Origin of the sequence: Nitrospira sp. (genome assembly GCA_029194675.1) — a bacterium.
GTDB lineage: Bacteria > Nitrospirota > Nitrospiria > Nitrospirales > Nitrospiraceae > Nitrospira_D.
Genome location: JARFXP010000003.1, coordinates 516,376 through 541,054, shown reverse-complemented (window position 1 = coordinate 541,054; position 24,679 = coordinate 516,376). Strand labels below are relative to the sequence as shown.

20 protein-coding genes are annotated in these 24,679 nt (G+C 56.2%); 16 read left to right on the top strand and 4 right to left on the bottom strand.

What is annotated here, in order from left to right:
- Positions 1–229: 229 nt before the first annotated feature.
- The 4 genes from P0120_17510 to P0120_17495 all read right to left on the bottom strand — a co-directional run bounded on the left by P0120_17510 (position 230) and on the right by P0120_17495 (position 3,424).
- On the bottom strand, positions 230–1,294 hold the full coding sequence (locus tag P0120_17510) for a transporter (GenBank protein MDF0676109.1): 1,065 nt from the start codon (positions 1,292–1,294) through the stop codon (positions 230–232).
- Positions 1,295–1,391: 97 nt separating this feature from the next.
- Positions 1,392–1,694 (bottom strand): hypothetical protein, encoded by a 303-nt coding sequence (locus P0120_17505; GenBank protein ID MDF0676108.1) that lies wholly within the window; start codon positions 1,692–1,694, stop codon positions 1,392–1,394.
- 14 nt (positions 1,695–1,708) lie between these two features.
- Positions 1,709–2,260: a TlpA disulfide reductase family protein gene (locus P0120_17500; protein ID MDF0676107.1), complete on the bottom strand. Its 552-nt coding sequence runs from the start codon at positions 2,258–2,260 to the stop codon at positions 1,709–1,711.
- A 30-nt stretch (positions 2,261–2,290) separates the two neighbouring features.
- Entirely contained in the window at positions 2,291–3,424 is a 1,134-nt protein-coding gene (locus P0120_17495) for a hypothetical protein (GenBank protein ID MDF0676106.1), read from the bottom strand.
- A gap of 631 nt (positions 3,425–4,055) precedes the next feature.
- On the opposite strand from P0120_17495, the gene secA reads away from it, so the two are divergent.
- The 16 genes from secA to P0120_17415 all read left to right on the top strand — a co-directional run bounded on the left by secA (position 4,056) and on the right by P0120_17415 (position 24,622).
- The gene (secA, locus tag P0120_17490; protein ID MDF0676105.1) at positions 4,056–6,779 is read left to right on the top strand and encodes a preprotein translocase subunit SecA; all 2,724 of its coding nucleotides are present in this window, start codon (positions 4,056–4,058) and stop codon (positions 6,777–6,779) included.
- Positions 6,780–7,025: 246 nt separating this feature from the next.
- A complete protein-coding gene (locus P0120_17485; protein MDF0676104.1) occupies positions 7,026–8,246 on the top strand; it encodes an SAM-dependent methyltransferase in 1,221 nt (406 codons plus the stop codon).
- Positions 8,247–8,299: 53 nt separating this feature from the next.
- The gene (locus P0120_17480; protein ID MDF0676103.1) at positions 8,300–8,671 is read left to right on the top strand and encodes an NADH-quinone oxidoreductase subunit A; all 372 of its coding nucleotides are present in this window, start codon (positions 8,300–8,302) and stop codon (positions 8,669–8,671) included.
- 136 nt (positions 8,672–8,807) lie between these two features.
- Complete coding sequence (locus P0120_17475; protein ID MDF0676102.1) at positions 8,808–9,287, top strand: NADH-quinone oxidoreductase subunit B; 480 nt, start codon at positions 8,808–8,810, stop codon at positions 9,285–9,287.
- 118 nt (positions 9,288–9,405) lie between these two features.
- Entirely contained in the window at positions 9,406–11,157 is a 1,752-nt protein-coding gene (nuoD, locus tag P0120_17470) for an NADH dehydrogenase (quinone) subunit D (protein ID MDF0676101.1), read from the top strand.
- Positions 11,158–11,197: 40 nt separating this feature from the next.
- Positions 11,198–11,734 (top strand): NAD(P)H-dependent oxidoreductase subunit E, encoded by a 537-nt coding sequence (locus P0120_17465; protein MDF0676100.1) that lies wholly within the window; start codon positions 11,198–11,200, stop codon positions 11,732–11,734.
- Positions 11,735–11,746: 12 nt separating this feature from the next.
- Positions 11,747–13,054, top strand: coding sequence for an NADH-quinone oxidoreductase subunit NuoF (nuoF, locus tag P0120_17460; GenBank protein MDF0676099.1), 1,308 nt, complete (start codon positions 11,747–11,749; stop codon positions 13,052–13,054).
- A 57-nt stretch (positions 13,055–13,111) separates the two neighbouring features.
- Positions 13,112–15,778 carry an NADH-quinone oxidoreductase subunit NuoG gene (nuoG, locus tag P0120_17455; GenBank protein MDF0676098.1) on the top strand — a complete coding sequence of 889 codons (2,667 nt, stop codon included), beginning with the start codon at positions 13,112–13,114 and terminating at the stop codon, positions 15,776–15,778.
- Positions 15,779–15,824: 46 nt separating this feature from the next.
- Positions 15,825–16,901, top strand: a complete 1,077-nt coding sequence (gene nuoH, locus P0120_17450) for an NADH-quinone oxidoreductase subunit NuoH (protein ID MDF0676097.1) — start codon at positions 15,825–15,827, stop codon at positions 16,899–16,901.
- A 14-nt stretch (positions 16,902–16,915) separates the two neighbouring features.
- Positions 16,916–17,482, top strand: a complete 567-nt coding sequence (gene nuoI / locus P0120_17445; protein ID MDF0676096.1) for an NADH-quinone oxidoreductase subunit NuoI — start codon at positions 16,916–16,918, stop codon at positions 17,480–17,482.
- A gap of 90 nt (positions 17,483–17,572) precedes the next feature.
- Positions 17,573–18,100 carry an NADH-quinone oxidoreductase subunit J gene (locus tag P0120_17440; protein MDF0676095.1) on the top strand — a complete coding sequence of 176 codons (528 nt, stop codon included), beginning with the start codon at positions 17,573–17,575 and terminating at the stop codon, positions 18,098–18,100.
- 99 nt (positions 18,101–18,199) lie between these two features.
- Positions 18,200–18,502 (top strand): NADH-quinone oxidoreductase subunit NuoK, encoded by a 303-nt coding sequence (nuoK, locus tag P0120_17435; protein MDF0676094.1) that lies wholly within the window; start codon positions 18,200–18,202, stop codon positions 18,500–18,502.
- A 93-nt stretch (positions 18,503–18,595) separates the two neighbouring features.
- Entirely contained in the window at positions 18,596–20,494 is a 1,899-nt protein-coding gene (gene nuoL / locus P0120_17430; protein MDF0676093.1) for an NADH-quinone oxidoreductase subunit L, read from the top strand.
- 132 nt (positions 20,495–20,626) lie between these two features.
- Positions 20,627–22,231, top strand: coding sequence for an NADH-quinone oxidoreductase subunit M (locus P0120_17425; protein ID MDF0676092.1), 1,605 nt, complete (start codon positions 20,627–20,629; stop codon positions 22,229–22,231).
- Positions 22,228–23,694, top strand: coding sequence for an NADH-quinone oxidoreductase subunit N (locus P0120_17420; protein MDF0676091.1), 1,467 nt, complete (start codon positions 22,228–22,230; stop codon positions 23,692–23,694). Before P0120_17425 ends, P0120_17420 begins: the two co-directional genes overlap by 4 nt.
- A gap of 79 nt (positions 23,695–23,773) precedes the next feature.
- Positions 23,774–24,622: a YihY/virulence factor BrkB family protein gene (locus P0120_17415; protein ID MDF0676090.1), complete on the top strand. Its 849-nt coding sequence runs from the start codon at positions 23,774–23,776 to the stop codon at positions 24,620–24,622.
- Positions 24,623–24,679 lie beyond the last annotated feature (57 nt).

Sequence of the window (24,679 nt, the reverse complement as noted above, 5' to 3'; positions counted from 1 at the left end):
CCGCCGCCCTGGATCTCGAGCCCGCCACAGTGCCAGACACAATGACTGGCAGCGGACGCCGCATCATGGGGACAATGAGATGCTATCGCCCTCTCTTCATGGGCATGGGCAAGCGGAGCCAGGCACAAGGTCAACGCAGCAACAAGCGCAGCGCATCGGGACTGATAACCCCATGCGCGTACGGTCCTCAGCCTGCCATTCGTCTCACGGTTCATACGCGGTACTCGGCTTACGACCCACCCAGGACTCGAAAGCTCCTCGTCACCCCTGCCACGAAGCTCGTGTCCTGTTGCAGGTTGCCGTTGAAATCTCGGTAGATCGGAATCTGCGCGATGAAATAGGCCTGGGCATAGTCCCACAGATTGACCAGCACGCCGGTCGAAAACCCGACAAACGTGAAGTTCGTCGTCGGGACAGAACGGCTGATTACGGTCAAATCAACCGGTAACGCCCGATCGATCGGTGGTCCGTAGAACTGGTACAGCGCCGCGTCCATACTGTCCTGAGTCTTGTACCGGAAGTTGATCTGTTCGGTCAGAACCAGCCAGGGAACCGTCACAATGTTGAAACCCGCGTTGAGCGAGAATTCCTGCCCGAACTGATAGCCGTCAGAATTGCGGAGGCTATAGCGCCAAGCCCCCTGCGAAAACTGATTCAGCCGATGGGGGAGAATTTCGTAGGTCTGGTAGAAGCCTGGTTGGAAACCGAACGCGCCGCGGCCGAGCTGGAGCGTGGATTCCGCATATTGACCGTTCGGTCCCGTCTGCTGATATGTGCCCGTCGGAAAATAGACGGCCATATCCAGCACGAACATGCTCCGTAGGGTCGGGAGCATGTTGTATTTCAGCTTCGCCATCACATCGCCCAGTCCGTTGTTGTCATAGTTCGAGACCGTGCCCGGTCCAAACTGGCCGATGGACTGCACCCACTTATACGGCAGCATCACTTCGAATCCAAAACGTTCCGTAAGGCCATAGTTCAGATTCAGCGCCGCCGTTTGCACGAGCGTTTCCAGATTGTCGACCTGGGTATTGCCCAAAATGAGTTGTTTGGTTTGCTGGTTCGCAAAGGGGATCGTGTTCGCCCCATCCGGTCCGGGAGAGGCGGGCGTGTAGTTGTACACGAGGTTCGTGGTGAGCATCCCCGCAGGCGAAACCTGCTGTTGCGACCCGATGACGACAAAGCAAGTGACCGCGCCGCAAGACGCCTCGACCCTGGATGGACTGAGCATCGAAAGCACCATTCCAACTACACCACCGAGAGCGAGAGCACAGCACAAGAGCTTGCGCGTCATGATTCCATGATCCTTCTGTTGATCGCACGGCAAGATCCGCACATCGGACCCCACCGCAAGACTCGGTTGTTAAGAAAACTGCTACAGACTGCGAACGCTACGAAAGAAAGGCGGGAGGCCCACGGAAGAAGTACGGCAACGAGACCACACTGAGGACTACGTCAAAGGAAGGAATGCTGACCCATTCAAGGAGCTGGAGTGCTGAATTCAACTGCACTGTCGACGACTCGATCCCCACGCCGCCCGCACACAGCCATGCACAGAGACCGGATGAGTGGGTCCCTGCCTGATGGTCGGCATGATGCTCGGCATGGCCCACACTAGGGGCGGCCATCAACCCGTTCATCAACACAATGACGAGCAACAATCCCCAGACTAGGGCCGGTCGTTTTGCGTTCATCGTCATGCGCATGGCTATCGCAGAGAGGCAGCCTTCATCGATTCCGGTTTCTGGATGCGCGCTACCGTGTCGAGGATCACTTGCTCGGTCAGCAGCCCGCCCTTGATGTATTCTTGGACCACGCCCTTTTCATCGATAAACACGCTGACCGGGAGGCCGAAGACCCCGAATTGGTTCGCGACCTTGTTGTCTCGATCCATGAGCACCGGGAACGTATGGCCATGTTGCTTGATGTGCTCTCGCACCTGGGCATCGTCTTCCAGTTCATTGATGGCCAACACCACGAATCCCTTCTCACGGAGCTTGTCATAGATAGCCTGCATGGCGGGCATTTCCGTCGTGCAGGGCTTACACCAGGTGGCCCAGAAGTTCACCAGCACAACCCGGCCTCGATATTGGCTCAAGCTCTGCTCCTTACCCGTCAGGTCAGGTAAGCGAAAATCCTCTGCGGTTGTCCCCACCGCCGGCACTCGTGAACCCATTCCCCACACCATGCCGCTAGAGATGGCCAGCACAAGACTCAGGATCATCATTCTTAAGAGAGTCATGTTGTAGGTTCTCTTCATCGTAGTCTCCTCATCATCACCGTAGCTTTCTTATGAACTACCTTTCAGTAACTGAAACGACCTGGGTAACTGAAACGACCTGGTCACCCCGAAAATGAAGCTGGTACCCTGAGCAAGGCTGTTGTTGGAATCTCGGACCATCGGGATCTGCGAATAGAAATAGATCGATGTCATTTCCGTCCAGGCAGAGCTGATGACGCCGTCCAAACTCATTTGAAATCCAGGAGTAAACGCGAGGAACGTTGAGCCGGTGGTCGGGACCGATCGATTCTGGATGTTCGGATCAATCACAACTGGTTCACCGGGAAAGTCCGGCGCGTCTGCGGGCGTTGCGGAACGCAGTAACGAACTATTGAAGCTATCGTGCAACATATATCGGTAATTGAGCTGCGCGGACAGCACGAGCCATGGAACGGTCACGAGGTTGAACCCGCCATTGATATCCCACTGATCCCCGAACTGGTATCCCTTATTGTTTTGAAACGTGTGCCGATAACTCGCAAAGACGAACTGACTCAACCGATGCGGAATCACTTCGAAGGTTTGGTAGATCGTGGGATTCAAGCCGACTTGCCCGCGCCCCAGCTGGGTGGTCGGCTCCATCAAAGCCCCGGTACTGTCGGGTGCATCCGTGACGCCAGTTGGAAGATACACGCCGAATCCCAACACCGCCATGCTTCTCAAAGTAGGCAAAAAATTGTATTTGACGCCGACACGCATATCTCCGAGTCCGTCCGACGAAAAAGTGGTGGGCTCGCCTTCGCCATTTGGACCGTCTTCGCCTAGACCATCGATGTGATGATGTGTACGCCACATGTAGGGCATGGTGATTTGCACTCCCCACCGTTCTGTCAGTCCGTAGTTGAGATCGAAGGTTCCCGTTTGAGTAATGGTCCTAGTCTCTTGATGATGGTCCAGAATCAGCTGTCGTTCTGTCGTATCGATGCCGGGAATGATGCCGTTTGTTCCGGGGAGCAGACGCATCGGTGTGTAACTGTAAATGCCGTTGATTGTCAGCAGCCCCTCCATTGCAACCTGTTGCTGAGAACCGATCGTGACAAAACACGACACCGCTCCGCAGGATGCCTCTGCAGTTCGAACAGCGGGCCATGCGAGGATGATCGCAAACCCGAGCAAGCACGTGAGTATGGAACGCTTGACCACGATCTAAGGCGCAGCCTCCTTCTCTTAAGGAATCTTCTTGATCCACACGCCGTCGGACCATTCACGGGTCCTTGTACGACGAAATAGCTCCGACGGAATAGCAAAGATTACAGCGAGAAGGACGGGGGAGCTCGGCTGGGAGAAGTCCAGGGGGCATCGATTGAAGGGGGCGATGACTGAGTGAGAGGGATAAACGCGTTTGGACTTTGTTCAACCTGAATCAGAACGACGGCACTATCGAGCACCGTGCCGGCGGCACACATCCAGGAACAGAGGAGCGTCCCGTGTGTCGCCGATTGATGTTGCGCATGGTGTCCGGCGTGTTCAGCTGCTTGAGCTTGGGCCAAACCGCCGACCGCAAGAATGCAGAGTATTAGTGAAATCGACAGGACTTTTCGGAACGGGCACTTCATCGCAGGCACTTCTAAAAAAGCTCACGCGTAGCTGGACAGACAACAAGATGCTAGAAATGCAACTAGATTGAATCCTAGGTGACTCGGATGACGCTTGTCAAGGCAGCGCTGAGGTCGCTGGAGGTTCGAGTAGGATTCATCGGAAAGATCCTGTATACTGGGCAGATCTTTTCGACATCAAATTCATCTACAGAACGACGAATGCCTTTCTTACTCCTATGGTCACGCAAGTACTCAATCTGATCTTCGGCAGTAAAAACGACCGCGAAATCAAGACCCTCCGGCCGATCGTGGAGCAGATCAACGGCTTGGAGGCCGGACTCACGCCGCTCTCCGATCAAGCCCTTGCGGACAAGACACAGGACTTCAAGAAGCGGCTTGAAGCAGGTCAGACGCTGGACGACATCTTGCCCGAAGCGTTTGCCGTGTGCCGAGAAATGTCCCGGCGCAAGCTCAACATGCGGCATTTCGACGTGCAACTGATCGGCGGGATGATTCTCCACCGTGGCCGCATCGCTGAAATGAAAACCGGTGAAGGGAAGACCTTGGTGGCAACGCTCCCCATCTATCTGAATGCGCTCGAAGGTAAAGGCGCCCATCTCGTCACCGTCAACGATTATCTCGCCAAGCGTGACGCCCAGTGGATGGGGCAGCTCTACCATGCGTTGGGTCTATCCACCGGCATCATTCAACACGACGCGTCGTTCATCTATGACCCAACCTACGATGCGTCCGATAAGCGACTGCAACACCTTCGCCCTTGCACAAGACCTGAGGCGTATCGCGCCGACATCACCTACGGCACCAACAACGAATATGGGTTCGACTATCTCCGCGACAACCTCGTGGTCACCGACTTGAATCAATGCGTCCAACGCGAGTTGAACTTCGCCATCGTCGACGAAGTCGACAGCATTTTGATCGATGAAGCGCGGACGCCGTTGATCATCTCAGGCCCGACCGACCAGACCACCGACCTCTATTACCGAATCAACGCGATCATTCCGCAACTCAAAGCCGAGGCGGACTACACCATCGAAGAAAAGACCAAAACCGCTGCGCTCACCGAAGACGGCAACGCGCGCGTTGAAAAACTTCTCGGCGTCGACAATCTGTACGATCCGGCCCACATGGACATGGTCCATCACGTGGTGAAAGCCTTGCAAGCCTACACGCTCTATAAACGAGACGTGGACTACGTCGTAAAGGATGGCGAAGTCATCATCGTGGATGAATTTACCGGCCGCTTAATGCCGGGTCGGCGGTGGAGCGACGGGCTGCATCAAGCCGTCGAGGCCAAAGAGGGCGTGAAGATCGCCAACGAGAATCAGACGCTCGCGTCGGTGACCTTTCAAAATTACTTCCGCATGTACAAGAAACTGAGCGGCATGACCGGTACAGCGGACACGGAAGCCGCCGAATTCGCCAAGATCTATAACCTCGACGTCAACGTCGTGCCGACCAACCGCCAAATGATTCGGCAAGATTATGCCGACGTCGTGTATCGAACCGAGAAGGAAAAGTTCGCAGCGATCGTCGAAGAGATCAAAGAATGCCATGAGCGCGGACAGCCGGTATTGGTCGGAACCATTTCGATCGAAAAGTCGGAGAGACTCGCCGGACTCTTGAATCGCAACGGGGTCAAGCACAACGTCCTCAACGCCAAGCAGCACGAACGCGAAGCCGAAATCGTCGCGCAAGCCGGCGGTAAAGGCGCGGTCACCATTGCCACGAACATGGCGGGTCGAGGCACCGATATTCTATTAGGCGGCAATCCGGACTTCATGTACAAGCAAGTGCTCTATCGGGAAGAGAACCTCCCGGAGAACCGCAAGCTTGAAATCTATGAGGGCATCAGATCCGATTGCGACAAGAACAAGCAGGAAGTCCTCGCGGCCGGCGGCCTCCATATCCTCGGTACGGAACGACACGAGAGCCGCCGCATCGACAACCAGCTCCGAGGACGGGCAGGCCGCCAGGGCGATCCAGGAACATCGAGATTCTACCTATCGTTGGAAGACGACCTGATGCGGATCTTCGCTTCGGAACGGGTGTCACAGCTGATGCTCAAGCTCGGCATGGAGGAAGGCATCCCCATCGAACACGGGATGGTGACTCGCGCGATCGCGAACGCCCAAAAGAAAGTTGAAGCGCATAACTTTGAAATCCGCAAACAGCTGCTTGAATACGACGACGTCATGAACAAGCAGCGCGAAGTGATCTATCGACATCGCCGGGCCGTGCTGAACGGAGACAACCTCACCAATGACCTTCATGACATGATGGCCGGTTCCGTGGAATCGTCCCTCAATGTGTATTGTCCCCCCGATCAATACCCTGAGGAATGGGACGTCAAAGGTTTAACTGAGGTCATGCAGAGTCAGTTCGGGTTGGATATCACCCAGGGTAAGCACGACGGGGGAGACTCGCTGCGCGACGTCGGACGTGACGCATTACAGGAAGACCTTCGAGCCCACGTGCGGGACGCCTATACTAGAAAAGAACAAGAACTAAGCTCAGACCTGATGCGTTTTCTTGAGAAGACGTTCATGCTCCAGGTGATCGATCATCATTGGAAGGATCATCTGCTTGCGATGGACCACCTGCGCGACGGTATCGGTCTCCGCGGCTACGGACAGAAAGATCCACTGATTGAGTATAAACGTGAAGGGTTTGACCTCTTCGCCGGCATGATGGAACGAATCAAATCCGATACGCTCGATCGACTGTTTCATGTGCAGGCGGTCCGCCACGAAGGAGAACAACCGGCGCACTCACCGCAACCGGTCATCTCGCGTCCGCAGCCCAGGCTCACCTTGAATCGTGGCGACGAGCCGGCGGCTGCGCCGGCTCCCGTCCACCGAGCCGAAAACAAGGTCGGCCGCAATGATCCATGCCCTTGCGGCAGCGGGAAAAAATACAAAAAGTGCCACGGGGCGTGAAGAGAGTGCTCGGTGGAGGAGTGCGATGTGTTGCTCACAATCCTTTGGGCCAGCCGCAGTGCCTCGGCAAGAACGGTTGGCGTTCCTTTTGGCGAGCGAAGCAAAGATCTAAAACTCGTACGTACGCGCAGAGGAACGTACCAACCCATTCTCCCTGACCTCGTCTTGACTTAACGCACTTCAGAAGGCTACTCTAGCCCCCCCTTCAGCACCCAGCGATGGGCAGGCGCTGCCCACAGGCTCGGGGTGTCGCTTTTTTCCGTCTTGGAAGGTGAAGAATTGGAGCTTTCCGTGAGCTTAGGCCATCCGGAACTCGTTGCTGCCATTGCCGCTGAGATCGCCGCTTCCGGCCCGATTCCGTTTGTTCGTTTCATGGAGTTGGCTCTCTATCACCCGCAATTCGGCTATTACATGCGTAGCCCTGAACCAAAGCAAGAACGGATCGGCCGGCGGGGTGATTTTTACACGAGTTCAGATGTCCATCCTATCCTTGGGCAAGCTCTGGCCAAACAAGCCGAACAGATGTACCGATTACTCGGTCAACCCCATCCCTTTACCATCGTTGAGATGGGGCCCGGCAAAGGTTTGCTGGCGAACCACGTCTTGACGACATGCGCGCATCGCTATCATTCGCTTTTTCAGCATCTTCGGTATGTCCTGATAGACCGAAGCCCGGCCATGCGTGAGTTGCAGCGCAGGAACCTGGCTCCTTGGTTGGATCGAGCAGCCCTACTGACATGGGTGAACGACCTAGAGACTGTGGCCCCTCAAGGTCTGACCGGTCTGTTCTTCAGCAATGAACTCGTGGACTCGTTTCCGGTCCACCGCATTGAGGTCACGGCAAAGGGAATCGAGGAACTCTGGGTGGATTATCGAGACGGGAGATTCGTTGAATGTCTGATGCCGCTGTCGTCGGACAGACTGGCCCAGCGGCTTCACCGCGTGAGCGCCGATTGGCCGGAAGGCTATCGAACCGAGATCAATCTCCGCGCATCGGATTGGATGAAGCAAGTCGCTCAGCATCTGGATCGTGGCTTCGTGCTCACCATCGATTACGGCCACACGGCACAGGACCTCTATCGATCCGACAGAAAACACGGCACGTTCCTTTGCTATTTCCAACAAACGATAAACGAAGACCCGTTTGTGCGCGTGGGCGAACAGGACATGACAGCCCATGTGGATTTTTCGAGCTTGGCGGCGGCCGGTGAAGGGTGGAAACTCCAGACGACCGGCTTCACGAACCAGATGAGTTTTCTCATGGGACTCGGCGTCGAGCAAATGATAGCGGAATTGGAGCAGGACGGCCCGCAGTTCAAAGAGGCGATTCATCTGCTGAGACCAAACGGGATGGGCACGACGTTCAAGGTCCTCATCCAACACAAGGGAATCCGGCAGCCTGAACTCGACGGTTTGCAGTACAAACCGTTCTTTGGTTCCGCGCTCACAACGCAATCAGCTGCGTGAGGAATTTCGGATGGCGGCGGCACCGACGTTCGGTCACCTGTTCTGAGGTTTATATGGGCGATTCACCCGTACCGGAAAACTATCTCCCGATCCTCATTTTTATCGGGGTGGGTATCGCGCTCGGAACGCTGATTCTCTTGCTCGGGAAGTTTGTCCGTCCGAACCAGCCCTATCGGGCAAAGCTGGCCCCGTATGAAAGCGGAAGTCCGCTCTTCCAGGATGCTCGGGTACAGTTTCCGATGCGGTACTACATCATCGCGATGTTGTTCGTCATCTTCGATGTCGAGGTGGTCTTTCTCTACCCGTGGGCGGTTGCATTCAACAGTCTTGGGCTGGTTGGATTAGTGGAGATGGTCCTGTTCATTGCTATCCTCGTGGTTGGGTTCTGGTACGCATGGAAGAAAGGAGCGCTCGAATGGGACTGAGCGGGTCCTGTCGTCGTCCGACCCATTCGTCCTCGCTCCACCCATCCCCCAGTGGGTCCCTTTCGCTGCGGGCGAATGGGTCCTGGTGCCGACGCCACCCGCTCACCATTCTCGCTGTGAGGGAGGCAAAAAGAGGATGAGTTTACTTGAGCGACAGTTTGACGCGAATATCGTGACGACGAATCTGGACGCGGTCGTCAACTGGGCGAGGAAGTCGGCACTGTGGCCCATGACTTTTGGGCTGGCCTGCTGCGCCATTGAAATGATCGCCAGCGTCTCCTCCCGTTATGACCTGGACCGCTTCGGCGCCGGTGTCTTTCGCGCATCCCCCAGGCAATCTGACCTCATGATTGTCGCGGGAACGGTTTCTCGCAAGATGGCGCCGGTCATTCGACGGATCTACGACCAAATGCCTGAGCCTCGATATGTAATGTGCATGGGCTCGTGCGCGACATCCGGCAATCACTACAACAGCTATGCGGTCGTCCAGGGTGTGGATCAGATCGTGCCGGTTGATGTCTATGTGCCCGGTTGCCCGCCGAGACCGGAAGCCTTACTGGACGGACTGTTGAAGTTACAGGAAAAGATCCAGCGAGAGAGAGTATTCGTGAAATAGATTCAGGGGGACGTACGAAACAAAGTGGGAAAGTGCTAAAGCATGAAAGTATCGAGCCTTTGCGAAGGCCTTCGCCTTGCGGGCTTTCCAATTTTCACACTTTGCGATTGAAGAAACTATGCAATCCCTCACTGAAACATTGCTCAAAAAGTTCCCGGCGGCTGTGCTTTCCATCGATGTCGACACGGCGCGATCGGAAGTGACCATTCATGTCGCTGCGCCGAGGATCTTGGAGGTCGCTCGTTTTTTGCACGATGACCAGGAGGCTTGTTTCGACCATATCACCGATATCTGCTCCGCCGACTATCCGGTCGATCAGCAGCGGTTTGAGGTCATCTATCTCTTGTTGTCGCTCCCGCACGGCAGGCGGATTCGCCTGAAAACGCGGGTCACCGAAGACAACCCGTCGCTGGATTCAGTAACAAGCATCTGGCGCGGCGCGACATTCTTGGAACGCGAAGTCTACGACATGATGGGAATCCGGTTTTCAGGGCATCCGGACCTACGCCGCATCCTCCTTCCGGAAGACTATGCGGAAGGGTATCCGTTGCGGAAGGACTTCCCGGCGGAGGGCCGAGGGTGGCGGAGTCAGTTCGACTTTATCCCGCGCCTCGATGAACCGCCGGTCGACCACATCGAAGGCGAGGTTCCCGAGGCTGAGAAGAAGTTGTTCCTTTCCGAGCCGACCGGGTCCTCATCGAACCGGCGGGAAGAACTGTTGCTGAATATGGGCCCACAACATCCGAGCACGCACGGCGTGGTCCGAGTCGTTCTCGAACTGGATGGAGAGAGGATCGTCAAGGCGACGCCGGATCTGGGGTACCTCCATCGAGGCGTCGAGAAATTGGCTGAGGGTCTCGCCTACATGCAGATCATTCCCCATACCGACCGGCTCGACTATGTCTGCGCGATGGCCAATAATTATGCCTATGTGCGCGCCGTTGAGAAGCTCATCGGAATCACCGTGCCTGAACGAGCCGAGTATATTCGCACCATCGTCGCGGAGATGCAGCGCATTCTGGGACATCTGTTCTGGTTGGGTGCTCAGGCGCTGGATATCGGAGCCATGACGATCTTCTTCTGGACCTTTCGCGAGCGGGAAACCTTGCTCGATATGTTCGAACGGCTGTGTGGAGCCAGGCTGACCTTGAATTACTATCGGATCGGCGGCGTGGACAGCGACTTCACTCCCGAATTGATCACCCGCCTCAAAACATTCTTGGAAACGTTTCCGGAGAAGGTCAACGAGTATGATTCGCTGCTCGCAGGCAACCGGATTTGGTTGGGGCGGACGAAACATGTCGCCGTCATCTCCGGGGAAGATGCGATCAATTTCGGCATGACCGGCCCCGCGTTACGGGGATCCGGGGTGGCCTATGACGTCCGCAAACTCGAACCCTATGGGGTTTACAATAAGGTGGACTGGGAAGTGCCGGTCGGGAAAAACGGCGACACCTACGATCGCTATTGGATTCGCGTTGAAGAGATGCGTCAGAGCGCCCGGATCATTTCACAATGTCTCGATCAGATGCCGCCCGGGCCGATCATCGCCGATATGCCGCAATACATTCCTCCGCCCAAGCAGCAAGTCATGCGCGACATGGAGAGCTTGATCCATCATTTCATCATCTTCACCCAAGGGTTCAAGCCGCCGAAGGGGGAAACCTATTGCGCGACCGAAGCGCCCAAGGGGGAACTGGGATTTTTTATCATTAGTGATGGATCTCCACGCCCTTATCGATTGAAAATTCGCTCGCCCTCGTTCATTCATATGGGTGCGTTCGACCATATGGCGCGTGGATACTTGATCTCCGACATCATCACGATTTTCGGCACATACGACGTCGTCATGGGGGAGTGCGATAGATGAGGCGTACGGCCACCTCGGTAAAGGGATGTGCGGAGGAACCGTGCTGAAGGACAAGTACGGGAAAGAAATCGAAGAGATTCTGAGCCGCTACCCGATCAAGCGTTCTGCCTTGATTCCGCTGCTCTATGTCGCCCAGCGCGATCAAGGCTATGTATCCGAGTCGGCGATGCAGGAAATTGCGCATCTTCTTAGGCTGACGCCTCCGCAAGTTTATGAGACGATCACGTTTTACACGATGTTTAACCTGAAACCAGTGGGCAAGTTCCACATTCAGGTGTGCAAGTCCCTCATGTGCGCCCTCGTCGGCTCAGATACCGTCATCGAATGGATCAGGGCGAAGCTAGGGATTGCCCCGGGTGAGTCGACCGTCGACGGCCTGTTCAGCCTCAGCTTAGTGGAGTGCTTGGCCGCATGCGGGACCGGCCCCATGATGCAGATCAACGATGACTACTATGAGCAGCTGACTGAGGACAAACTGGACCGAATTTTGGCCGATCTACGATCGACAGGAACCAGTCGGCTGAAAAGCGGACCCTTTATGTGGCCGGAACCGGTTGCCGTGAAAGGTGAGAGTTGAAACGCTGACATTATGCCCAAGCACGAACTCGTCCTTCTGAAGAATATGATGCACCCTGGATATACCGGGTCGCTGACGGATTATGAGCAGGCCGGTGGCTATCAAGCCTTGCGCAACACGCTCGGGAAAATCGGCCCGCCGGATGTGACGGCGATGGTCCGCCAGTCCGGATTACGCGGCCGAGGCGGCGCAGGCTTCCCGACCGGTGTGAAATGGGGATTTCTGCCGAAAGATTATCAAGGCCCCCGTTATCTGTGCTGCAATGCCGATGAGAGCGAGCCCGGTACGTTTAAGGATCGTCAACTCATGGAGCGAGACCCCCATCAAGTATTGGAAGGCATCGTGTTGGCCTGCTATGCCATCGGTGCGGAAACCGCCTACATCTACATCCGCGGGGAAATGGTGCTGGGCTCGAGGATTTTGGAACAGGCCATCGGCGAAGCAAGAGCCGCCGGGTATATCGGAAAGAACATTCTCGGCACCGGCATCAACGCAGACGTGTGGGTGCATCGGGGAGCGGGGGCCTATATCTGCGGCGAGGAAACAGCCCTCTTGGAATCGCTCGAAGGCAAACGCGGGCTCCCTCGCATCAAGCCTCCGTTTCCAGCCACGCATGGCCTCTACAACAAGCCGACCGTGGTCAATAACGTCGAGACGCTGGCGAACCTCCCCCATATCATCAACCGAGGCCCCGAATGGTTTGCCGCAATCGGCTCGCCGCCGAAGAGCACCGGCACCAGAGTCTTCTGCGTCAGCGGGCATGTGAAACGACCAGGTAATTATGAAGTTCCGATGGGGGTGACGGTCCGCGAGTTGGTCTACGAACATGCCGGCGGCATGCGTTCGGATAAGCCGATCAAAGCATTCATTCCCGGTGGAGCGTCTGCGCCGTTTCTGACTCCGGCCCATCTGGACGTCAAGTTGGATTTTGAACACGTTGCGGCGGCGGGATCGATGCTGGGGTCCGGCGGCGTGACGGTCATGGAGGAAGGCACCAGCATGGTCTGGGCCGCCCTTCGGCTGATGGAATTTTTCTACCATGAGTCCTGTGGGAAATGTACCCCCTGTCGAGAGGGCAGTTCTTGGCTCGTACAGACTCTGCGCAGAATCTTAGCGAAGCGTGGCCGGATGGAGGATCTTGAAACCTTGTCGGATCTATGCAAAAACATCGCAGGCCGAACGGTCTGTGCCTTCGGTGACGCGGAAGTCGCTCCGATTCAAAGTACGCTGAATCATTGGCGGCAGGAGTATGTCGACCTCATCAACGAAGCGGAGACGGCGAATTTGATCCGACCCGAGCCGGTGGGACTAAGACGTTAATCGTGAATCGTTATTCGTCAGATCATTGCGTTTGACGCTTAACGAATAACGGAGAGCATGACCGAGACTACACCCCAGATGGTTCACGTCACGATCGACGGAATGACGGTCCACGTCCCGAAGGGGACGTTGGTGATCGAAGCAGCCCGTCGCGTCGGCGTCATGATTCCACATTTCTGCTACCATCCGAAGCTCAAACCGGACGCCAATTGCCGTATGTGCCTGGTTGAAATCGAAAAGATGCCCAAGCTTCAAACGGCCTGCAGCACACCGGCCGACGAAGGGATGAACATACGCACCGCTACCACCGTGGTCGACGACGCCCATAAATCGGTGCTCGAGTTTATCCTTGCCAATCATCCGCTGGACTGTCCGGTCTGCGATCAAGGGGGCAAGTGCGACCTTCAAGACTTTTCGCACCAGTACACGGCGTCCAGCCGGTTCGTTGAAACCAAGCGCATCTTCCAAAAGGAATATTTCAGTCCGCTGATCGAAACGCAGATGAATCGTTGCGTGCAGTGTCTGCGCTGTGTCCGATACTGCGACGAAGTGATGGACGTCAAGGCGCTGGCGCCGGTCGGTCGCGGCACGATGACGGAAATCAAGTACTTCGGCGCCCATCCTCTGAATTGCGAGTTCTGCGGCGGCTGTGTGCAAATCTGTCCGGTTGGAGCGATTACCAGCCGACTGTCCATGTATGAGTATCGGCCATGGATGCTGAAACGAGCCGACACTATCTGTGGTTACTGCGGAGATGGGTGCCAGATCACCGTGCAGACGAAGGGGCAGGAACTCATTGAAGTGAACTCCGCGCATGGAGCGGGCCGCAACAACGGCGACCTGTGCGCTCGGGGATTTTTTGGGTTCCATGCAGCCGGCCATCCGGATCGTCTGACGCATCCGCTCATTCGTCGCGATGGCGTGCTTGTGCGGGCGACGTGGGAAGAAGCGCTGGAGTACGTCGCCGCCCGCGTCGGCGAGATTAAAGCCGCTCACGGAGGACAGAGTTTCGGAGGATTGATCTCGGGCCGCTGCACCAACGAGGAACTGTACCTCTTTCAGAAATTTATGCGCCTGGCCGTCGGCACCAACAACATCGACAGCAGCGCGCGCTACGGTCATATCAACGGCCTGCATGCCATGCAACTCGTGCAGGGGACGCATCGGTGGACCGTGACCTTCGACGACATCCTGGATGCGGATGTCCTGATCCTCGTCGGCACGAATATCACCGAGACGAATCCCATCACGGGCCTCAAGGTCAAAGAGGCGGTGAAGAAACGGCGGGCGACACTGATGACGATCGAATCGCTGGAGCCGGTCGTCGACACGATCAGTAATATCGCTAACCTCTCTGAGCATCACTTCTGTCTCCCACCCAGCGAGATGCAGAACGCCATCCTGGGTCTGGTGAAGGGCGTCGTAGAACAGAATTTGATACAGCCGGAGCTCGCACAACGGCAGCCGGCATATGTCGACGCCATTACGAGCGCGCTGCAACAGACCTCTTGGCGGGACCTACAGGCGGCGACCGGAATTGAGCCGGATTCTTTTATGAGGGCGGCCAAGGTGGCGGCAGGAGCACGCCGGGTCGTCATCTTGGCTGGACAGCTCTTGCTGCGGAGCGAACATGGTTACAGCGGATGTGTGACCCTCCTCGATCTGCTGCTTCTGACAGGAAAGTTGGATCAGCCCGGCTGTGGTTTTTCGCCGCTTGCCGAAGAAAACAACGACCAGGGCGCGGTCGAAATGGGAACCGTCACTGAATTTCTTCCCGGTGCCGGCCTCCTCGCCGACAGCACGGATCGCGAGAGGATCGCGACGCAATGGAAAGCCGAACTTCCGACCGACAGAGGAGCGTCCCTCATCGAGATGTTGAAGCGAGCCAACGAGGGATCCCTCAAGGCGATGTTCATCGTCGGAGAGAATCCTGTCGGAAGTCTCCCCGCGACGATACATGCCGAGCAATCACTGCGCAACCTCGATCTCTTGGTGTGCCAGGAACTGTTTTTAACCGAGACGGCCGCCTTGGCCCACGTCGTGTTGCCGGCCGCCTCTTCGATGGAAAAACAGGGGACGTTTACCAATACCGAGGGACATGTTCAGGCCGTTCGTCCGTCGATCGAACCTGTCGGAGAAAGCCGCCCCGACTGGGAAGTCTTTTCTGCGCTTTCCATCCTGTTGAACTCACCCATGGAGTATGCCGAAAGCAAAGAGATCCTCAAGGAAATCCGGGGCCTTATTCCTGGCTACGGCTCACTGGGGCCCACACCGTCGCCTCAAAAGGTCGACCGTACCGCCATAGATCACTATCTCGCCGAGGGGTATCAGCGTGATCTTGCGACGCGATACCGGATCATGACGCCGAAATCCAGGCCGGATGGAACCCTGCGGTTGGATCTAGGTCAAAGCCTGTTCCATTCCGGAAAGTTATCCACTCGCTCCAAAGGGCTGTTACAGGTGGAAGGGAGTGGCCGGTTGCGTATCAGTCCACCTGACGCGGCACGCTTTGCCTTGTCGGATGGGGATCGGGTCCGCCTCTCCAGCACGTCAGGGGAAATGACGACCGAGGTCAAGATTATGGAGCGGATCCCACAAGGAACGGCATGGTTCCCGTATCACTTTGGTCAAGCTGCCGTCCAACTGTTTGAATGCGCCATCGATCCGATCACCCAAGCGCCGTCGTTTCGGACAGCGACGGTGTCTATCATGAAGGTGGCGTGATGACGCGCTTCATCACAGATGACTATGCTCATCGAGGAGTCCAATTGTGACTGAATTCGGATTGCGTCTCGCCATCTCCCTTACGCAGATCGCCGCGGTCATGGGCATCGTGGTCATCACAGTCCTCATCCTCACTCTTGCGGAACGCAAAGTCCTGGGCTGGATGCAGGACCGCATGGGTCCGATGGAGGTGGGGCCCTACGGCATTCTCCAACCGTTTGCGGACGCCATCAAGCTGTTTTTCAAGGAAGACATTGTCCCCGCCGGTGCCAACAAGTTCCTCTTCACCATGGCGCCGATTCTTTGTTTGATTCCGACATTCATCGGATTCGCGGTTATTCCTTGGGGCCCGAACTGGACGTTCGAGATCGGCGGCATCACCGTGAAGCCGTTCATCATCACTGACATCAACATCGGCATTCTGTACATCTTAGCCTTCGCCTCGATCAGTGCCTATGGCATCATCCTGGGAGGATGGGCGTCCAACAGCAAATACTCCTTGCTCGGCGGGCTACGATCGGCTGCTCAGATCATCAGCTACGAGCTCAACGTCGGACTGTCCATTGTCGGGGTGTTGATTCTGGCCGGCTCGCTCAGCCTCGTGAAAATCACCGATGCCCAGGCCGGAGGTTTTTGGAATTGGTACCTCTTCGCGTTACCGGCACCGCAAATTTTTGCGTTCGTCGTCTACGTGATCTCCGTCGTGGCCGAAACCAATCGTGTCCCGTTCGATCTGCCGGAAGCGGAGAGCGAGCTTGTCGCCGGCTTCTTCACTGAATACAGCGGCCTCAGATTCGCGTTCTTTTTCCTCGCCGAGTACGCCAACATGATGTTAGTGTCCTGTGTAGCCGCCGCCCTGTTTCTCGGCGGATGGAATGCACCGTACCCTGGAACGATTCTGGCGCTCATCGGTTTGCCGTCCTTGGCTTGGGTCGAGAACATCATGTGGTTTGCGGTCAAGACATACTCCTTCTTGTTCCTCTTCTTCTGGCTCCGGGCCACGTTGCCAAGGCTGCGATACGATCAGCTCATGAGGTTCGGCTGGAAGGTGATGCTGCCCATCGCATTGGGTAACATTGTCGTGACATCTATTGCAGTATTCGTCTACCAACAGATGAAGTAGCGTACGGGACCACCATGGCATCGACGACAACCACCAGGCGTCTGAGTCTGTCCGAATGGTTCAAGACCATCACGTTCTACGAGATCCTCGTCGGCATGAAGGCGACGTTGTCGCATCTGCTCAATTATCGTCCGGTGACCTTGCAATACCCTCACGAAAAACGCACCCTGCCGGACAACTATCGTGGCATGCTCGCGCTGCTCCGATACGACGATGGGACCGAGAAGTGCGTGGGATGCGATCTCTGTGAAGCAGCCTGTCCCTCGCGCGTTATCCGGGTCGTCAGCGCGGAAGTGCCGGGTGAGCCGACGAAGCGTTACTCTAAAGAATATTACATGGACATGACCCGTTGCTTGTTCTGTGGGATGTGTGTGGATGCCTGCCCTGTCGATGCACTGGGCATGACGAGAGAATTTGAGTGGGCGGTATACGACAAGCGCCAACTCCACCTGAACAAACAGCAATTGCTCGCAATCGGCGACCGTTCATTCCCGACCCGCGAGAAACGCCTGGAGCTACAGCATCCCAACGTCGCGTTCTTCAACGTGGCATTCAAGCACGTGCCGTCAAAACCGGACTGACTCTCAAAGAGTACTCATCGGACGAGCGATGACTGGAACACCGTTGCGTTAGTCGGGCCCAGGTCGAACCTCTAACCCAGGAACCGTCTCATGGCCCAGATGTTTTTTGGTTACTTCGCCGGGATAATCGCCATAACTTCCATGCTGGTGGTCGCGCTGAGAAACCCCGTCTACAGCGCGCTTTCCTTACTGGTTATGTTGTTCCATATGGCTGGGCTCTTCGTCATACTCCATGCCGAATTCCTCGCGGCCGTGCAGGTCATCGTCTATGCGGGAGCCATTCTCGTGCTGTATCTCTTCGTCGTCATGTTGCTCAATGTCAAACAAGACGACCGTTACCACAGCCAATGGCGGGTCGCCGCCGTTGTCTGTGTGCCGTTGGTGATCGAGTCCATCGTGCTGCTCTCCGGCGGAGCGGGATCGACCGATCCGGACAGTCCATCGCTCCGGTCCGGACCGCATGATGCCATCGCCGCCGACAATACGTTGGCCATCGGTAAGACGCTTTTTTCAACCTATTTATTCCCCTTCGAGGTGGCCTCTTTGGTTCTCTTAGTGGCCATGATCGGCGCCATCGTCCTCGCGAAACGAGACTTTTCTGAAAGCCGTGAAATATGAGAGTGAAATGTTAGACGGTCGTTCATGGAAGAGTCTGCCGGCTGCCGCCTTTTCCTCTCAACCGTTTACTTTTCACGTTTTACGTTTCACGAGGCAAGGATGATTCCCATCTCTTACTACCTCATTTTGAGCGCCATCGTCTTCCTGACCGGCGTTGTGGGTGTGCTCATCCGGCGCAACATCATCGTCATCCTGCTGTCCGTGGAGCTGATGCTGAATGCAACCAACATTAACTTTGTCGCGTTTTCCGACCATCTTCAGGATCTTGGCGGTCAAGTGTTCGTTTTTTTTGCTTTGACGGTGGCGGCTGCGGAGGTTGCAGTCGGACTTGCGATCATCATCGCCTTGCACCGATCCAGATCCACGATCAACGTGGAAGAGTTCAATCTGTTGAAATGGTAACCAACTCCCAGATGGCTTATAGCGAACGGCGAATGGCACGGACAGAGGTCCGAAGCTCGTGCTATCAGCCATCTGCTATCAGCTCCTGAGCTTATGCTGTATTCCCTCATCCCACTTCTTCCGCTGGGCGCTTTTCTCATCTTAGGCCTGGCCGGCTGGCACATTAAAGACCGCGCCCACCTTGTCGCGGTTCCGGCGGTCGTGTTGTCGCTCGTCTTGTCGGTGGCGGCCTTTTTAGAAGTGACTTCCGGCTCCGTCATTTCAGTTCCGCTGTATACCTGGCTTACATCCGGGAATCTCGACATTCACATCGGTCTCCATATCGACCGGCTGACCGCCGTGATGCTCTTGCTGGTCACCGGTGTCAGCTCGCTCGTGCATGTCTATACGATCGGCTACATGCACGGCGAGCCGGGCTATGCCCGTTTCTTCAGCTACATCGCCCTGTTCACCTTTTCCATGTTGATGTTGGTTTTGGCCGATAACCTGCTGCAGCTCTTCGTGTTCTGGGAAGCCGTGGGGCTGTGTTCCTACCTGCTGATCGGCCATTGGTACGAACGTGCTTCCGCCTGTGCAGCTGCGACCAAGGCTTTCTTGGTGAATCGCGTGGGCGATTTCGGGTTCATGCTGGGCCTTCTGCTCGTCTGGTACAGTTTCGGATCGCTCAACTATCACGAGATTTTCCCCGCCGCTCACGAAGCGAAGGATCTCACGATGAACCTTCTCGGACCTTTCGGTGGAACCTGGGAGGTTTCCGTCTTTACTCTTATCGCACTCTTGCTCTTCACCGGTGCGGTAGGCAAATCCGCCCAAGTTCCGCTTCATGTCTGGCTGCCTGACGCGATGGAGGGGCCCACGCCGATTTCGGCACTCATTCATGCCGCTACGATGGTCACAGCCGGCGTCTTCATGGTGGCACGTCTCGCCCCGATCTATAACCTTTCTCCGACCGCGATGAGCGTGGTCGCTATTACAGGCGCGACGACGATGGTCCTCGGCGCCACGATTGCGTTGACTCAAACCGACATCAAACGTGTGGTCGCGTATTCGACGGTCAGTCAGCTCGGTTACATGATGATGGCTTGCGGGCTCGGAGCTTACGCCTCCGGCATGTATCACTTATTGACACATGGCGCGTTCAAAGCCTTGCTTTTCCTGGGCTGTGGCTCTGTCATTATCGCTCTGCATCATGAACAGGACATGCGACACATGGGTGGCCTCAAAGACAAGTTACCGATTACCTACTGGACGTTTGTGATCGGTTCGCTGGCGCTCGCCGGCTTTCCTTTAACGGCAGGATTCTTCAGTAAGGATGACATCCTCGTGTCCGCCTGGTCGTCGGGTACACTTGGCCAGGTACTGGCGATCTTCGGGCTGCTGACGGCTCTCCTGACAGCCTTCTACAGCTTCAGGCTCGTGTTCGTGACGTTCTGGGGCACGTCCCATGTTGATCCGCACCATGCGGAACATCTCCATGAACCCTCGCAAACGATCACCACACCGCTCATCATTCTGGCATTCTTCAGTATTTTGACCGGTTATCTCGGCATCCCATCGTTCCTGGAGCCGGTCTTTTCAACCGGAACTGAAGCGGCTATTCACCATGGCTCGGATGGGCTCATGATTATGGCTGCGGCGACAGCGATGGGTCTGATCGGCATTGCCGCCGCCTATTACGTCTATGTGCTCAACCCGGATCTCCCGGAGCGCTTGGCCAAACAGTTGGGCAGCCTGTATCGTGGCTCGTTGAATAAATGGTATGTCGACGAAGCCTACGACCAGCTGTTTGTCAGACCAACATGTACGACCGCTTCAGAGCTCTGGAAACGGGTCGACGTCAATCTCATCGACGGAGCGGTCAACGGCGTCGCGCGCGGTGTTGCCTGGGGTGGATGGTTATTGAGACTGATCCAGAGCGGGCAGACCCAGCATTACGCGCTGGCGATGGCGGTCGGGATTGTTGTGATCATGACGGTCTTTCTGATTTCCTAGGAGGAAAGTCAATGATCACTGTTCATTAGTCATCGGAGAGGACAATGCATGGAGAGCATGTGCCTCACTCCGATGACCACTGACCGATGATGAACGACCCGCCTGTGGCGAGGTCTGAAAGACTATTAACCGATGACACATTCCTTTCCTTGGCTTACGGCACTGATCTGTCTCCCGCTGATCGGAGCGGCTGCGGTCTTTTTCGTGAAGGACTCCTCGGCTCGGCTCATCGCCCTCGCCGCCACCGTCGCTGACTTACTGATTTCACTCCCGCTCTGGTGGTTGTTCGATGCCTCCTCCAGCCACATGCAGTTCATGGAATCGGCCCTGTGGATCTCGTCGCCGCCGATTCATTATCGGCTGGGTCTCGATGGCATCAGTCTGCCGTTGGTCCTCATGACGACGGTCCTGATGCCGCTCTGCGTCCTGATTTCTTGGCACTCCATCGAATCGAGAGTCCAGAGCTTCATGGCCATGCTGCTGATCATGGAAGGCGCCATGATCGGAGTGTTCGCGGCTCTCGATTTCGTACTGTTCTATGTGTTCTGGGAGGCGATGCTGATCCCCATGTACCTCCTGATAGGAGTTTGGGGAGGACCCAATCGACTCTATGCCGCGATTAAATTCTTTCTCTATACCTTCACCGGCAGCGTCTTGCTGCTGGTCGCGATTTTGGTGTTGTATTTTCAGGGTGGCCATACATTCGACATTCTTCAATTGAGTCAGGCCACCTATTCCAAGTCAATGCAGTTCTGGCTCTTTCTCGCGTTCTTCGCCGCATTCGCCGTCAAGGTTCCCATGTTTCCTCTCCATACCTGGTTGCCCGATGCGCACGTAGAAGCGCCGACGGCAGGCAGCGTGATTCTCGCCAGCGTTCTGCTCAAGATGGGCGCCTATGGATTCGTGCGCTTCAGTTTGCCGATGTTGCCGGACGCATCCCAAACCTTTACGCCCTTGATGGTGGTCCTCTCGATTATCGCCATCATCTATGGCGCCTACATGGCGCTGGCCCAAGCCGACCTGAAAAAGCTCATCGCCTATTCGAGCGTGAGCCACATGGGGTTCGTCACGCTCGGCCTATTCATGTTTAACATTCAAGGAATCGAAGGCGCTGTGATGCAGATGGTAAATCACGGGATCACGACCGGGGGGCTCTTTCTCTGCGTGGGGGTGATTTACGAACGCACCCACAGCCGCCAGATCGCGGACAATATAGGGCTGACTAGGCCCATGCCGCGGTATGCGACGTTCCTGGTCATTTTTGCATTGTCTTCGTTGGGATTGCCCGGCACGAACAGTTTTGTCGGGGAGTTTATGGTTCTGATAGGCACCTTCCTCTGGAGCAAGATCGCCACAGCCTTCGCCTCATTGGGAATCATCCTCGCCGCCGCCTACTTGCTCTGGATGGTTCAACGTGTCGCATTCGGCGTGCCGGCTCCGCACATGCTTCCGAAACTACGTGATGTCAACCTGCGCGAGACGGTTACCCTGGTGCCGCTCGTCGTATTGATCTTTGCGATCGGGTTGTTCCCTAACCCCATCCTGACCCGCATGCACCCAAGCGTCGAGAAGGTCATCGCTCGCGTCTTGCCGCCGGCTTCTGAGCAGGTTTCAACCCTAAGCCAAGGGCTTCACACGCCTCGCACGCCTCGCGGAGTCGGCGATGCGGGCAGACTCGTCGATGCGGGCGGCGAAGCGGACTTCACGAGTACCGAGGCGGAGGGCAGACAGCCATGACCTTCTCTGTCGGAGACCTGTTCCTCGTTCTGCCGGAGCTGTTGGTCATCACCGCTGCCTGCATTGTGCTTGTGCTCGATCCGGTACTGCGCCCATCCGACAAAGACGGGCTGGTGTGGCTGAGTCTGGGAACCCTCGCCATTTGCATGGGGTTGACGGCCTCGCAGATGCGAGCTCCCGTCGAGGCTTTCAGCGGGCTGGTGGTCATCGACACCTATGGAGCCTTTTGGAAGCTGCTGCTTTATTTTGTCACCGGCCTCACGATTCTCCTGTCGCATTCGTACCTCAAGGAAGAGCGGCTGTACTTCGGCGAATACTATGGCTTTGTCCTGCTTGCTCTCGCAGGGATGATGGTGATGGTATCGGCAGCCGACTTGCTGACGATCTATCTCGGTAGTGAACTTATGTCCCTCGCGCTCTACGTGATGGCGGGGCTGAAGCGATCGGAACCTCGTTCGCTTGAAGCCTCCGCCAAATACTTCGTACTAGGCGCCTTTTCATCCGGTATCCTCTTGTACGGCATCTCACTCCTCTATGGAGCTACCGGAAGCACCAGGCTTCCGGCCATTGCCACAGCGATCGCGGGGCAGAGCCTGGACGATCCCTTACTGTTATTCGCAACGATCCTCCTCGCGGTTGGATTCGGCTTCAAACTCGCCGTCGTGCCGTTTCATATGTGGACGCCGGACGTCTATCAAGGCGCCCCAACCTCGGTCACCGCCTTCATGGCCGTGGCATCCAAAGCCGCCAGCTTCGGCGCCTTTCTCCGGGTATTTATTGAGGGGCTCGGCGGCTTGAAGGCCAACTGGTCCGCCATTTTCCTCCTGATCTGCCTCGCCACCCTGGTGTTGGGAAATGTCGTTGCGTTGGTGCAGACGAACATCAAGCGGATGCTCGCGTACTCGAGCATTGCCCATGCCGGCTATGCCTTGATCGGCGTGGTGGCGGCCGGACGGTTAGAAAACTCTTCGGGTATCGCAAGCGTGTTGCTCTATCTTGCGCTCTACACATTCATGACCTTCGGCGCATTCGCCATCGCCGCCATGCTTCGCAAAGACGGGATGGAAGGAGATGAGATCGAGGACTTCACCGGTCTGTCCAAACGTCATCCTGTGGCGGCGTTGCTCATGTTGATCTTCATGGTCTCCCTGGCGGGCATTCCTCCCACCGCAGGATTCATCGGAAAATTTTACGTCTTTATGTCTGCCGTGGAAGCCGGCATGACGTGGCTGGCGGTCATCGCGCTGATTTTTGCCGCCGTGTCGGCCTATTACTATCTCCGAGTGGTGATGGTCATGTACATGCGTGAGCCGAGTGACGTCACGGATAGCGCTCCTCAGTTGGTCATGTCGCCGACCTTCTCCATCGTGCTGGCCTGCGCAGTGGCTGGAGTGGTGATCTTCGGGATCTACCCCAATCCGGTCGTGCAGCTCGCCATGCGGGCGGTATCGACATTAAGATGAAGCCGCTACAATAGCCCTCCAGCTCCGTTCTCGCGTCACTCCTATTATGCGAATGACTCACATGTGCATGTGAGACCTCATGAATATCCTCCGTTTCCTTCTTGACGTCCTGAAGTCCTTTTTGCAGCAGGGCTGCGCCAGCCTCGCCGCATCTTTGGCCTTCTTTTCGCTGCTCTCGCTGTTTCCGCTCGCGTTTCTCCTCCTGTATGGAATCAGTTTTCTCGTCAGTCAGAATGCCATCGGCGAACAGTTCATGCTGAGCTTCCTCAAGGGATTCCTCCCCTCTTTAGGCGAGCGGCTGGCCGAAGAGCTTCATCGGATCAGTGCATTGGAACACGTGCGGTGGCTCGTGTTTCTCTCGTTCTTCTGGTTTGGAGGCCTCGTCTTTTATGAACTCGACTATGCGCTCAACGTGGTGTTTGAGAGCACTCAAAAGCGTCACCCATTGATTTCAACCGCAATTTCCATCGCGCTCTTGTGGTCCACCGGGCTGCTGCTGCTTATGGCGTATGTGGGCACGCAAATCATCGCCTTTTTAACCACCTACGCGCCTCGGTTCTGGGGACTCGATCTCGTTGCCCTGGCCGCCCATGATTTTCATCTGACCTACACTCTGCCCTTTGCCCTCGCATTCCTGACCGTCAGCCTATTGTACCGCCTTGTTCCTCGCCGCCGTCCTCGCTGGCGAGCCGCAATGGCTGGAGCCCTGATCTTTAGCCTACTTTGGGTCGCAGCCAAGTTGCTGTTCGTCAGCTATAGCGAGTATGCCACAGTCTATGCTCGGCTCTATGGATCGTTGCTGGAAGTCGTCCTCTTGCTGTTGTGGGTCTATTATTCCGCCGGGCTCTTCCTCTTCGGGGGCATCATCGCCCACAAGCTGCAACAAGCCGCCCGCGTCTCGCCGACAACGAAGGCTTATGAGGCCTAGGAGAGTCGGTCCAGCTGGCACCATCGAGGAGATACTTCCGTGGCTCGGGAGGACGGG